Origin of the sequence: Rhodococcus sp. Leaf278, assembly GCF_001426085.1 — a bacterium.
Lineage (GTDB): Bacteria > Actinomycetota > Actinomycetes > Mycobacteriales > Mycobacteriaceae > Rhodococcoides.
Genome location: NZ_LMRR01000008.1, coordinates 78937 through 91207, shown reverse-complemented (window position 1 = coordinate 91207; position 12271 = coordinate 78937). Strand labels below are relative to the sequence as shown.

The window sequence follows — 12271 nt, the reverse complement described above, 5'->3', positions numbered from 1 at the left end:
AGGCGGATCCTAGAGCAGACCGGTAGCCTGACGCCGTGCCTGAAACCAAGCAGAGACGCGTTGTCATCACCGGAGCGAACACCGGTATCGGCTACTTCACCGCCTTGGAGTTCGCGAAACGTGGCGACCATGTGACGCTCGCGTGCCGTAACCAGGAGAAAGCCGAGTCCGCAGCGGCGAAGATCCGAGCGGAGGCACCGAACGGAACCGTCGACACGGCAACTCTGAATCTCGCCGACCTGGCCTCGGTGCGGACCTATGCCGATTCGGCTCCCGAGTCGATCGACGTACTGATCAACAACGCAGGAGTCATGATGCCGGCCTCTCGGACCGAGACCGAGGACGGATTCGAGCTGCAGCTCGGCACCAATCACCTCGGTCACTTCGCCCTGACCGGCCTGCTGTTTCCCAAGCTCGCCGACGACGCGAAGATCACCACCATCGCCTCCGTCGCGCACCGTCAGCGCCCTAAACTGGACTTCGACAATCTCCAGCTCGAGGGGGGCTACAACGCTCAGCGTGGGTACGCGAACTCCAAGCTCGCGAACATCCTGTTCGCGCTGGAACTACAGCGCCGGATCGACAAAGCCGGATCGAAAGTGACCAGCAATGCTGCGCACCCCGGTATCTCCTCGACCGAGCTGTACACGAGCCCGGACGGCTTGGGCAGCAACAAGATCCTGGGGGCACTGGCACCCATCGGATTGAAGTTCATCTCGCAATCTGCCCGTGCCGGATCACTTCCGACGATCTATGCCGTCGACGTCGCGGGCGGCGGCACCTACAGCGGCCCCACATCGCTGTTCGAATCACGGGGCAAGCCAGGCCCGGCGTCGATGACTCGCATGGCACAGGATCCCGCTCTCGCGGCAAAGCTGTGGGACGTCAGCGAGAAGTTGACCGGGGTCGGCTACCCGCTGTAAGTCTCCCGCCGCGCACTCACCGCGCGGGTTCTGGCAGCGGAAGTCCGCGCTCGCTCATGACGGTGCGCACGCGGTCGGGGTAGTCGGTGATCAGCCCGTCGACGCCCAGGTCCATCAAGGCACGCATCGTGTCGGGGTCGTCGACGGTCCAGGGGATTACTCGGATTCCGCGCTCGTGGGCGGCGTCGACCATTGCCTGCGTGACAAAGAGATCGAAGTCGGGGTCGCCGACCTTGCCGCTTTGCGGTTTTCCCTGCACCGGCGAGTAGGCGGACGCTCCGAACGAATCGATCGCGGCGATCGCGTCTCCACCGAAATCGTCGATGTCCAGTCCGCCGAGCCAGGGTGAAACACCGTCCTGGCCGACCTGCAAGAAGTCGCCATTGGTCAGCGCGACCACCGGCACCTCGGGCTCGTCGTCTCGAACCAGTTTCAGTGCGCCCCAGTCGAAGCTCTGCACAGTGATCCGGTCCAGCATGCCTGCTTCCTCGATCGTCCCCAGCACGGTGTCGACGAACTGTTCGCGTGGAGCGGTTTCGGTCGGGCTGCCTGCCTCGACCTTGGTTTCGACGTTCAGCTTCACGTCCGGCGCGTCGACCGACTTCACCAGATCCAGCACCTCGGTGAGCGTCGGCATGCGAGCACCGGGCACGCGTCGTTGCTCCGGGTAGTCCGCGAGCGGCAACGCACCGCAATCGAGTGTGCGGATCTGCGCGAGAGTCAGTGTGTCGACGAACTTTCCGACGTACGGAAAGTCCGGGTCTCCCGGCGTGGATGCACCGGTGTCGATGCACTTCTTGTCGGAAACCTTGCGGTCGTGCGTGACGATCGCGACGCCGTCCTCGGTGATCTGAGTGTCCAGTTCGAGGGTGCTGACTCCGAGTTGCAGTGCATTGGAGAACGATTCGATCGTGCTCTCGGTGACCAGGCCCAGGCCGCCGCGATGCGCCTGCAGGTCGAACGAGCCGAGTGGTGCCGCGCCACTTTCCGGCAATGCCGGGTCTGTGGTCGATTCGGTTCCGCACCCGGTCAGAGCCAGAGCGGAAACGCATGCCACAGCTATGTATCTCACGAATCGCATGGTCGGCCAGGCTACGGGAGATCGGTGTCCAGCGAGTTCCCGCGCAGTGAACGCCCGGCACCCGCGAGGTAGACGGCGATCGGATGCCGCAGCGCCGCAACGTCCTTCGATGTCCGACGGCCGAACATCACATCGGCGATCAAGCCCTCGCACAGCGAGACCAGCCCGTCTCCGTGAGCGGGTTCGTCGAACAGTTCCCGGGCCAGTTCGAGCGAAAAAACCGAGCGGGCCAGGACGTCCCGAACATTCTGCGCGACAGCAGGATCGAGCATCAGCGCGTAGCGAGCCCGCAGCTCGGTCATCCGATGAGTGAGCGCACCGTGAAGGTACTGCCCCACCACCGTCGCGACATCGGTCTCGTTGTCGGCAATCTCCACGAACGATGCGTGTGACAGCTCGACCAGTCGTGCAGCAACCGCAGCGAGCAGATCGGACTTGGTTCGGAAGTAGTACGACGTCGACCCGGCCGGATAGTCGAGTGTCGAGTCGATCGCGCGGTGGGTCAGCGCACGCAGACCATCGCGCGCAACGACGCCGAGGGCGGCGTCGGCGATGGCGGTTCGGCGATCCATGATCGTGAGCCTACACACCCACTCTACAAATGTAGAGCCCATCGGCGTACGGTTCGGTTCATGAGGCCGACTCCACCGCGCTGCACCTTCGACACCGAATTCATCCTGGACGTCGCCCAAGCCGCGGCAGCCGATGCGCTGTCCACGCCTGGCACGAAGGGCATATATCTGTGGGGACCTGTCGGCCGCGGTAAGACCTGGCTGCTCGACACCTACTTCCGCAACGTCGACGTCACGACGAAGAAGCGCGTCCACTTCCACAGTTTCTTCCGCGACCTGCACGCCGCGTATTTCCGGCACGGATTCTCGATCGACGCCGCTATCGACGACATCCTGACGACAGAGTCCTCTCGTGCGTCACTGCTGTGCTTCGACGAATTCCACGTCCACGACATCGGCGATGCCCGCCTCATCACACGCATGCTCGACGCCCTCTTCGCTCGCGGTGTCTTCCTAATTCTCACTTCGAACTACGCGCCCGACGAGTTGCTGCCGAATCCGCTGTTCCACCCGACGTTCCTTCCGACGATCAACAAGCTGAAAGACGAACTCGACGTGGTCTGCGTCGACGGACCTGTCGACTACCGTTCCGCCGGCACCAGCGGGTCACGATTCGCGTCGGGTACGTGGAGTCTGCACCCTGCGCGGCACGGGCATACGTTTGCGGAGCTGTGCTGCGCTGCTCGTTCGACGGGTGACTATCTCCAGATGACCGAGGCAGCAACGACTTTGACGATCACAGACGTTCCGGCTCTTGTAAGCGTGGACGAATTCGCCGCTCAGCGCTTCGCCAATCTCGTGGACGTCCTGTACGACCGGGATGTACGTACCGACTTCCACGCCCTCGTCCCGCTGCGTGAATTCGCCGTCGGGTGCACCGGTCTCGACACCGACCGATTGGTCAGCAGGCTCAGCGAATTGGCAACTCCGGCTACATCGTCTCCAGCATCGTTCGGTTTCCGCCCGACGACTTCGCGCGGTACATGTGCGAATCAGCCGCACGCGTAGCGGCATTGACCACTTTCAACCCTGATTTCCAGGCGGCGGAACCGGGAGGGAGGACGACTGCACCCGCACTCACCGTCACCGGTATCGGGTCCGAGCGATGAGTCAGGGTCTCGCTGACCTCGAGCGCCAGCGCGCACAACTGTTCCGTCTCCCCGACGAGGACGGCTACGAACTCCTCGCCGCCTGTTCGAGCTACCACCCCCGACGTTCCGACGTGGCTGCAGAGTCTCTCGGCGACCAACACGATGACGGCGTCGCCCTGGTCGTGTCCGTAACGGTCGTTGACGGCCTTGAACCGATCGATGTCCACGAGAACGAGAGCGAACGCCAACTGCTTGCCATGAGCGACGGCCCACAGATCTTCGATCGCGTTCTGCAGACCGCGTCTGTTCTTCGCTCGGGTCAGCGGATCGACCTCGGATTGTCGTGCATCCTCGGACACCAACGACCACGCGATCTGCGCGAAGATCGGGACACCGGACGTGGCACCCGACGCGACCAGCACGGCGGCGATCGCATCCCACGGACCCCATAGACCCTGCACGTACGCGGCCGCGCCGATGTAGAGGATCACCAAATTGGCGAATACGAGATGCGCGACAAGCAGTTTCGGGCCGAGGAAGAAGGTGCACATCGACCCGGTCATCGCAAAGAGGAACGTGCCGATCAACGCCGACGTGGGCACATCGAGGAGGATCACCGACGCAAGGCCCACATCGCCGAATACCAGGAACGCGACCACCTGCCACTTGCGGTCGGGCAATGGGCCGACCAGCAACCACACGATCACGGCGACCTGCAGAACCAGGACGAAAATCACGTAGGCGACGGGACCCGTACCGGTCGGACCGTTCGGCGAGCCCAACATGAGAATCGACACGGCGGCATACAGCGCGACACAGCCGGCGAACACGACTCGGAGCAAACGGTGTAGGGGACGGGTCGACTTGTGCACGAAAACCCAGTCGAAGTCGTGCGGAGTGACGAACCAGTGGCGAACTACTTGTGCAGCGCTGGGTTCGGGGCCGAGCGCAGGAGTGACTAGGCCAGAGATCGATCTCGGCCGCGACGCCGAGATCGATCGTGCGCGATGCCGACTGCGTGTCTTGCCATGAACCCGAACAGAACCATCGGTTCGATCAACCGGCGATGGATTGTGCCGCGAGGCGGGCAGTCGGAAGTCTTTGCGCATGAGGGCTCCCCCTGGTGAAACGAATTGGCCCCGCTGACGCAGCCTACCGATCCGCGTTTCGTTCAGCGACGAAACTGGTCGTTTGGGCATAGAAATCGCCGGTTACGTGGTGAGTTACGCCGACAGATCGGGCGAAGCGCCTCGACGGGCGGCGGTACGAACATTGCTCGGATCGACATGTCCCCATTGGCCGAATGCGGGCGAGGATCCGCGCCGAGGTCCGTGGGCACTCACCTCGCAAAATAAGGGAGACACCCACTACTGACGGCGGTCGGGGGCGACAGCAGCAGCGGGTGTCTCACCTTGCATTCGCTGCCCTCCACAGGGTGGATGGGTCCGGATGGGAAATTCTTTCGAAGTTTTTCGGCCCGCCTGGGCATAGCCTGTGACCATGCCTTTCACAGCAGCGAACCACTACGACTTCAGTGGCGACGACATGGCCGGGACCGTCGACGCCCACAGATCCGCCGGAGTCTGGGCGGCGCAACTCGTACTCAGTGGTGAGACGCTCGAATCGACCGACGTCACCCGTTCCGATCTGGGGTTCGAGGTGCGCACTCTCGTGCAGACCCTCTCGGACGGCAACCGGACACACCTGCTGGTCGTGTTGCCTCGCGTCACCATCGACGCCGATGACAGCCAATCCGTCACCTTCACCTCCTACGCAGTGCTGTACACCGTGCACGGCGGGTCCTCCGAGCAGCACGGTGTGGCCGAGTCCTACGACGTGCGGTTGCTCAGCGGAACCGCATCGCTCGTCCAGTAGACATCGGGAGCACACATGATCCAGGTCCTCACCCCTCGCGAAGTTCCACTCGGCGGTCCCCGCGCCATGAAAGTTCGTCGCACCCTGCCCCACAAGGACCGATCCCTTATCGGTGCATGGTGTTTCGCCGATCACTACGGCCCGGAACGCTCGCGTATGGACGTCGCACCGCACCCGCACACCGGATTGCAGACGGTCAGCTGGCTGTTCTCGGGCGAGATCGAGCACCGCGACAGTGTCGGTTCGCACGCTATGGTCCGGCCAGGCGAACTGAACCTGATGACGGCCGGTCGCGGCATCAGTCACTCCGAGGTATCCACACCGCAGACCGACATCCTGCACGGCATGCAGTTGTGGGTCGCTCTTCCGGCCGTGTCCCGTTTCGTTGCGCCGACATTCGAGCACTATGTGCCCGAGCCGGTCACTGCACCCGGCCTCACCGCCCGGGTGTTCCTCGGCACCGTGCTGGGCGAGACCTCCCCGGTGTCGACGTTCACCCCGTTGCTCGGGGCAGAGATGGTGCTCGACGCCGGTGCGCGGGTGACTCTCGAGGTCGACCCGACGTTCGAGCACGGGATCATCGTCGACCGAGGATCGATGACCCTGGCCGACACCGAGCTGAGTCCTGCCGAACTGGGTTATGTCGAACCCGGTGAACACGAACTGCACCTGCACAATTCGACGCAGGATCCGGTTCGGTTCCTGCTACTGGGCGGTCCGCCGTTCGGCGAGCAGATCGTGATGTGGTGGAACTTCGTCGGCCGCAGTCACGACGACGTCGTCGAGTATCGCGCGGCCTACGAGGCCGAGAACGGCCAATTCGGCACCGTCGAGGGCTACCCCGGCCCGCGGCTCCATGCGCCCGAACTTCCGAACGCCCGCATGAAACCTCGCGGCTGACTGCCGAGCAGAACCGTCAGAACAGCGTCGCGATCTCCGGCTCCGAGGACTGTGGCGCAGCGCTCCGAGCCGGCTCTTTCTCGGTGGGTGCGGTCTCGGCAGGCCTGGATCCGGCGTTGGCTCCTGCGGCTGCGATGGCCCGGGCAGCTTCGCCGGCCAAGGCGTCGGCTGCTTCGTTGAAGTGATTGCCGACGTGTCCGCGGACCCACCGGAACCGGACCGGCCCTTCACGGTCGGTGATGGCCCGCTCGATGTTCTGCACGAGCTCGAGGTTGCGTACCGGGGTGCCGCTCGCCGTCTTCCATCCCTTGCGCTTCCAGCCGGCGAGCCACTCGGACGCACACTTGATTGCGTACTGGGAATCGGACTCGATCAGCAACGGTTCGGGGCCGGGGTGGGCCAGAACTGCCTCGAGCAGGGCACGGAGCTCGGCTACCTGATTGGTGCCCGAGGGCTCACCACCGGAGTTGCTCGGCCCCGTGTGATTTACCCACGCCCACCCGATTGCTCCGCCGGGGTTACGCAGACACGAGCCGTCCGTACTCACGATGATCACGGTCTCAGACCCTACGTCGGGCCACCGACAAACTTCGGGTGACTCGCTCACCGCCCTCGAGTTACTTGGTGGTCGACCGAGCACCGCGGCGAATCGATTCCGGCGCACGGCGAATCGCTTCAGGACGGGCGGATCGCTCCGACCTTCCTGCCGTCGAGAGTCAACAGTACGAACGCGACCGCCGCGAGCGCCGCGATGATCACGGAGAACACCACTCCCGCGGTCACCAGTCCCCATTCGTTCGCCACGGACCCGGCCCCGATGACCGGCACCGAGATGGCGATGTACAGCACCACGAAGAAGGTGGAGGTCACTTCTGCTCGACGTTCGGCCGGAAGTCCGGCGTCGATGGTCGACATCCCGTTGCTGAACGTCACGCCCTGCCCGACTCCGCACAGCAGGGCTGCGATCACCAGAACCGGCAGCGAGACCACGAGCAGAGACAGTGCCAGGACCACCAACCCGAGCATCAACACGAGGCAGCCCCATCGTTGCGCCGACACCGGATCGGCCCGGCGCAGGGCGATCTGGGCAACGGCCGATGCAGCGAAGACGGAGAACACCACGGCCCCGGTGACCGCGTGGTTGTCGATCTCCAGCACACCCCCGATGAAGCCCGGTGACACCGCGGTGAAGAGGCCGAGCACCGCGAACCCCGCGAAGCCACCGATGGAAGCCCGCAGAAAAGTGCCACGGACCTCGATCGGAACGGACAGTCGCTGCATGTGGGGACGCGCTCCGGCGGCGACCCGAACGGTCTCCGGCGCGAAGAACACCGCCACACCCGCGACGACCAACAGGGCGATGTCGACGAAGAACGTCAGCCGCAAGGGCTGCGGCAGGTATTCCGCCAGCAGACCGGCCACCAACGGTCCGAGACCCAGACCTCCGATGTTGGCAGCAGTGGCGATCGCCGGAGCCCGATCACGCCACCTGTCGGGAACCAACTCGAGCAGGGTCACCGTGGCGGTACCCACGAAGATCCCGGCCGAGAGACCGGACAACACCCGCCCGATCACCAGGGCCGTCAGTGAATCCGCAGTCACGAACACCACGGCACTGACAAGACCGAAAGCGATGGCCCCCAGCAACATCGGCCGCCTACCGAGCGAATCGGACCAACGACCGAAGGCCAACAGTGCCCCGAGCACGCCCACCGCGTATGCGGCAAACACCAACGTGACGACGAATACGGAGAACCCGAACTCGACCTCGTAGAGCGAATAGAGCGGCGTCGGCATCGTCGTGCCCATCATCGCGACGACGAACGCGAATGCGACCCCGACGAACGATGCTGCCCTCGAACGAGTCACGATTGTCCTCCTTGTGCGGGTGCACGTTATTTCCCGGCGACTCCGCCGAAGGTGTTGACTGGGCTCTGCCAGAGATACACCGTCGACGCCGGCCCTGCACACTCCAGGAGGTGACGAACCGCCATGTCCGACGCCACCGAGTCCAGCGGAATCGCTCGCCTCGTCACGTCCGAGACGCGGCTCGACGTGCGGATGTCGCTGTCTCCGTTGCGTCGGGGCCGCGGCGATCCCACCTACGAGTCGACGCCGGACGGCGGAATCTGGCGCACGTCGCGGATGAACTCGGGTCCGGTGACGTACCGCCTGATGCAGGCCTCGAAAACCAGCGTTCAGGCCCGCGCGTGGGGTCCCGGCGCACCCGAACTACTGGACGCGGTGCCCGCGCTGCTCGGCCTGGACGACGACGCCTCGACGTTCGCACCGGAGCACCCGATTCTGCAAGAGGCACATCGGCAGCTGCCGCACCTGCGGCTGGGCAGAACGGGTCTGGTGCTCGAGGCTCTGATCCCGGCGATCATCGAGCAACGCGTACACGGCATTTCGGCGTTCGGTTCGTGGCGCTCTCTGGTGAGCAAGTTCGGCGAGAACGCACCGGGGCCGACGCCGAAGCCGATGTTCGTCTTTCCCGCACCCGACGTGTGGCGTCGTATTCCCTCGTGGGAGTACCACCGCGCCAACGTGGACCCGGCCCGGTCGAAGACCATCGTGCGCGCCGCGCAGGCGGCCGGTCGTCTGGAGGAGGCGTCGACGATGACACCCGAGGATGCGCAGCGCAGGCTACGGGCAATCCCGGGCGTCGGCATCTGGACCGCGGCAGAGACGGCACAACGCGCCCTGGGAGATCCCGACGCGTTGTCGGTGGGCGACTACCACCTGGCGTCGGTGGTGGGCTGGTCACTGCTGGGGAGACCGATCGACGACGCGGAGATGGTCGAGTATCTGCGGCCCTTGGCTCCGCACAGGCATCGCGCGATTCGACTGCTGTACCTGAGCGGGAAGGCCACCAAGCCGAAGTTCGGTCCCCGAACCGCTCTGGTGGACCACACGTGGCACTGAGCCCTCGGCTGCTCGTACAGTCGAGTTGTACGCCAACGTAAGGGGTTTATCCGTGGTTGCCATCGGCCGTTCCGATCTCGACATCTTTCCGCTCGCTCTCGGCGGGAACACCTTCGGCTGGACCAGCGATGAGGCTGCGTCCTACGAGATTCTCGACGCCTTCACCGCAGGCGGAGGCAACTTCGTCGACACCGCCGACTCGTACTCGGCCTTTGCCGACGGCAACTCCGGCGGCGAGTCGGAGACGATCATCGGCAAGTGGACCACCGCCCGGGGCAACCGCGACGACGTGGTCATCGCCACCAAGGTCAGCCAGCATCCCGATTTCCGCGGGCTGGCCGCGGACAACATCCGGGCTGCCGCCGACGCGTCGTTGGACCGGTTACAGACCGACCACATAGACGTGTACTACGCGCACTACGACGACGACAAGACCCCGCTGGTCGAGTCTCTCGCCGCGTTCGACGACTTGATCACGGCAGGCAAGGTTCGCTACGTCGCCATCTCGAACTACACCCCGGCGCGAGTGCGCGAGTGGCTCGAGCTTGCCGAGGAGAACGGGTTCGCCGCTCCGATCGCGCTGCAGCCGCACTACAACCTGGTCGCTCGCCGCGTCTACGAGGGCGAGCTGCAGAAGCTGGCTGTCGAGCACGACCTCGGCGTGTTTCCGTACTTTTCCCTCGCCGCCGGATTCCTGACGGGTAAGTACCGCACCCGCGAGGACCTCGCCGGCCAACAGCGCGAGCGGCTGACCACCGGATACTTCTCCGATGCCGGGCTCGACGTGGTGCAGGGCCTGCGTGAGATAGCCGAATCGCGATCCGCAGAGATTTCGAGCGTCGCCCTGGCCTGGTTGCTGGCGCGTCCGGGCATCACCGCGCCCATTGCCAGTGCAAGCAAGATGTCTCAGCTGCCTGCCCTGCTCGACGCACCGGCCTTGACTCTGACCAGCCAGGAAGTCGAGAAACTGACGGTTCTGTCCGACGCCGTGGCGTAGAACACGAAAGTTGTAGTCAGCAACGGGAACAGAACGAGTACCCCGGTTGCTGACCTTCGGGTGGCCCCAGCATCGAACACGACAGTGACGAATACGACCGCCCGGAACTCGACAGCGCCGATTTCGACTGCCCAGACGACCGTGACCGAACCGACGTCGCGGGAGCGCCTGCGGGTGATTCTCGTACTCGGCGCGCTCATCGCCCTCGGTCCGCTGACCATCGACATGTACCTGCCGGCCCTGCCTGCCATCGCCGACGACCTCAACACTCCGTCGTCCGCCGTGCAGCTCACGCTCGCCGGCACGTTGGTCGGGCTCGCCCTCGGCCAACTCGTCATCGGGCCGCTGTCGGACATCGTCGGCCGACGACTTCCCCTGATCGTCGGTACCGGGGTACACATCCTCGCTTCCGTGGCCTGCATCATGGCCCCGAACATCGCCGTTCTCGGTGGGTTGCGCGTCGTACAGGGTCTCGGCGCTGCCGCGGCCGCGGTGGTGGCAATGGCCATCGTGCGTGATCTGTTCAGTGGCCGCGCTGCCGCCACCGTGCTGTCGCGGCTGATGCTCGTCATGGGTGTCGCGCCGGTTCTTGCACCGTCGCTCGGCGGTGCGGTACTTCTCGTCGGCTCGTGGCGGCTCGTCTTCGCCGCGTTGGCGATCATGGGAGTGGCGTTGATGACGCTGGCGATCGTGTCGCTGCGCGAGTCCCTGCCGCCCGAGCGTCGTCGGGCCAGCGGCGTCATGCCCGTGCTCCGGACCTACCGATCACTGTTGGGCGATGCGCAGTTCGTCGTCCTCGTCATGGTCGCAGCCCTGGCCATGTCGTCGCTCTTCGCTTACGTCGCCGGCTCGTCGTTCGTCCTCCAGGAGGAGTTCGGCCTCGACGAGCAGCAATTCGCCATCGTCTTCGCGGCCGGTGCCATTTCCTTGATCGGTGCATCCCAGCTCAACGTCCTGCTGCTCGGGCGCTTCGCCCCGGTGCAGATCGTGCTGTCGGCACTGTCGTTCGGCGTCGTTGCCGGCGGAATCATGGTGGCGTTGGCGGTGACCGGGACCGGCGGTATGGCGGGCTTCGTCGTCCCGCTGTGGTTCGTGCTCGGGGCCGTCGGATTCGTGATGCCCAACGCGCCTGCACTCGCTCTGTCCCGGCACGGTGAGGCCGCAGGTGGTGCTGCTGCACTTCTCGGAGCGGCACAGTTCGGTCTCGGTGCCATCGTCGCTCCTGTCGTAGGCGCACTCGGAAACGATGCGGTGGCCGTGTCCATCACGATGGTCGTGACGTCCGCTGCAGCACTTATCGCCCTGGGCGTCGTCACCGCGCGGTCGTCTGCGCGGCAACCGACCGAGGGAGCGGTGCCCACCCACTAGGGTGACCGCCATGACCGAACGCGAGCGCGATGCGCGCGGTAAACCCCTCAATGCCAGGCCTCGCGACGGTCTCGGGCGACCCCTCGCCCGCGGGGGAAGCGGAATCCCACGCGTGCCCGACGACGTGCGGCTTCCGCCCGGCGCAGCACTCGTCGAGGCGCAGAAGTTCCTCGATGCGAACATGCCGTTCCACGCACACGAAGTACTCGAGGGCACGTGGAAGAGCTGCCCGAACGACGAGCGTCCGCTGTGGCAAGGACTCGCCCAACTCGCCGTCGGCCTGACGCACCTCTTGCGCGGTAATCGCATCGGTGCCGCATCGCTCCTTCGGCAGGGACACGATCGCTTGGTCGGCTTCGAAGCCGACCCTCCGCACAGTGTCGACGTCAGCGGATTGTTGGCCTGGTCCGAAGGGCTGCTCGACGATCTGGAGACCGGAACCCTGCCGGTCTCCCCCGGTATTCCCGTGCTGCGCGCGATCGATCCGCGCAGGGGTGTCCTGGCACCCGATCCGGGCTCGAGCTAACCTGAGAGAATTA

The 12271-nt window shown here is 65.0% G+C and carries 13 protein-coding genes; 8 read left to right on the top strand and 5 right to left on the bottom strand.

Going from position 1 to position 12271, the window contains the following annotated elements:
• Positions 1-35 precede the first annotated feature (35 nt).
• Complete coding sequence (locus ASG84_RS09915; RefSeq protein WP_057476854.1) at positions 36-923, top strand: oxidoreductase; 888 nt, start codon at positions 36-38, stop codon at positions 921-923.
• A 16-nt stretch (positions 924-939) separates the two neighbouring features.
• Here the strand turns inward: ASG84_RS09915 and ASG84_RS09910 are convergent, their stop codons facing one another.
• Positions 940-2004, bottom strand: a complete 1065-nt coding sequence (locus ASG84_RS09910) for a glycerophosphodiester phosphodiesterase family protein (RefSeq protein WP_082520901.1) — start codon at positions 2002-2004, stop codon at positions 940-942.
• Between the two features lie 11 nt (positions 2005-2015).
• A complete protein-coding gene (locus ASG84_RS09905; protein ID WP_057476853.1) occupies positions 2016-2576 on the bottom strand; it encodes a TetR/AcrR family transcriptional regulator in 561 nt (186 codons plus the stop codon).
• 60 nt (positions 2577-2636) lie between these two features.
• Between ASG84_RS09905 and zapE the strand changes: the two genes are divergently transcribed.
• A complete protein-coding gene (zapE, locus tag ASG84_RS09900) occupies positions 2637-3584 on the top strand; it encodes a cell division protein ZapE (RefSeq protein WP_082520900.1) in 948 nt (315 codons plus the stop codon).
• On the opposite strand, the gene ASG84_RS09895 is transcribed toward zapE, so the two are convergent.
• On the bottom strand, positions 3508-4539 hold the full coding sequence (locus ASG84_RS09895; protein ID WP_162248325.1) for a GGDEF domain-containing protein: 1032 nt from the start codon (positions 4537-4539) through the stop codon (positions 3508-3510). The two genes, zapE and ASG84_RS09895, sit on opposite strands and share 77 nt — an antisense overlap.
• Positions 4540-5167: 628 nt before the next feature.
• Here ASG84_RS09895 and ASG84_RS09890 point away from each other — a divergent pair.
• Both ASG84_RS09890 and ASG84_RS09885 read left to right on the top strand, forming a co-directional pair.
• Positions 5168-5542 (top strand): hypothetical protein, encoded by a 375-nt coding sequence (locus tag ASG84_RS09890; protein WP_057476851.1) that lies wholly within the window; start codon positions 5168-5170, stop codon positions 5540-5542.
• 15 nt (positions 5543-5557) lie between these two features.
• Positions 5558-6442: a pirin family protein gene (locus ASG84_RS09885; protein ID WP_057476850.1), complete on the top strand. Its 885-nt coding sequence runs from the start codon at positions 5558-5560 to the stop codon at positions 6440-6442.
• Between the two features lie 16 nt (positions 6443-6458).
• Here ASG84_RS09885 and ASG84_RS09880 read toward each other — a convergent pair whose 3' ends face one another.
• Both ASG84_RS09880 and ASG84_RS09875 read right to left on the bottom strand, forming a co-directional pair.
• Positions 6459-6998 carry a ribonuclease H family protein gene (locus ASG84_RS09880; protein WP_057476849.1) on the bottom strand — a complete coding sequence of 180 codons (540 nt, stop codon included), beginning with the start codon at positions 6996-6998 and terminating at the stop codon, positions 6459-6461.
• Between the two features lie 119 nt (positions 6999-7117).
• Positions 7118-8311, bottom strand: coding sequence for an MFS transporter (locus tag ASG84_RS09875; protein WP_082520898.1), 1194 nt, complete (start codon positions 8309-8311; stop codon positions 7118-7120).
• 123 nt (positions 8312-8434) lie between these two features.
• Here ASG84_RS09875 and ASG84_RS09870 point away from each other — a divergent pair, with 123 nt between their 5' ends.
• From ASG84_RS09870 to ASG84_RS09855, 4 genes are all read left to right on the top strand, one after another.
• On the top strand, positions 8435-9367 hold the full coding sequence (locus ASG84_RS09870; protein WP_057476848.1) for a DNA-3-methyladenine glycosylase family protein: 933 nt from the start codon (positions 8435-8437) through the stop codon (positions 9365-9367).
• A gap of 52 nt (positions 9368-9419) precedes the next feature.
• Positions 9420-10364: an aldo/keto reductase gene (locus ASG84_RS09865; RefSeq protein WP_057476847.1), complete on the top strand. Its 945-nt coding sequence runs from the start codon at positions 9420-9422 to the stop codon at positions 10362-10364.
• 84 nt (positions 10365-10448) lie between these two features.
• Positions 10449-11732, top strand: a complete 1284-nt coding sequence (locus tag ASG84_RS09860; protein WP_057476846.1) for a multidrug effflux MFS transporter — start codon at positions 10449-10451, stop codon at positions 11730-11732.
• Positions 11733-11742: 10 nt separating this feature from the next.
• Positions 11743-12258, top strand: a complete 516-nt coding sequence (locus ASG84_RS09855) for a DUF309 domain-containing protein (RefSeq protein ID WP_057476917.1) — start codon at positions 11743-11745, stop codon at positions 12256-12258.
• Positions 12259-12271 lie beyond the last annotated feature (13 nt).

Bases quoted from the DNA above. Each gene is read 5' to 3' on its own strand.
- ASG84_RS09910 (WP_082520901.1), bottom strand. From the start codon at position 2,004: ATGCGATTCGTGAGATACATAGCTGTGGCATGCGTTTCCGCTCTGGCT.
- ASG84_RS09905 (WP_057476853.1), bottom strand. From the start codon at position 2,576: ATGGATCGCCGAACCGCCATCGCCGACGCCGCCCTCGGCGTCGTTGCG.
- zapE (WP_082520900.1), top strand. From the start codon at position 2,637: ATGAGGCCGACTCCACCGCGCTGCACCTTCGACACCGAATTCATCCTG.
- ASG84_RS09890 (WP_057476851.1), top strand. From the start codon at position 5,168: ATGCCTTTCACAGCAGCGAACCACTACGACTTCAGTGGCGACGACATG.
- ASG84_RS09885 (WP_057476850.1), top strand. From the start codon at position 5,558: ATGATCCAGGTCCTCACCCCTCGCGAAGTTCCACTCGGCGGTCCCCGC.
- ASG84_RS09870 (WP_057476848.1), top strand. From the start codon at position 8,435: ATGTCCGACGCCACCGAGTCCAGCGGAATCGCTCGCCTCGTCACGTCC.
- ASG84_RS09855 (WP_057476917.1), top strand. From the start codon at position 11,743: ATGACCGAACGCGAGCGCGATGCGCGCGGTAAACCCCTCAATGCCAGG.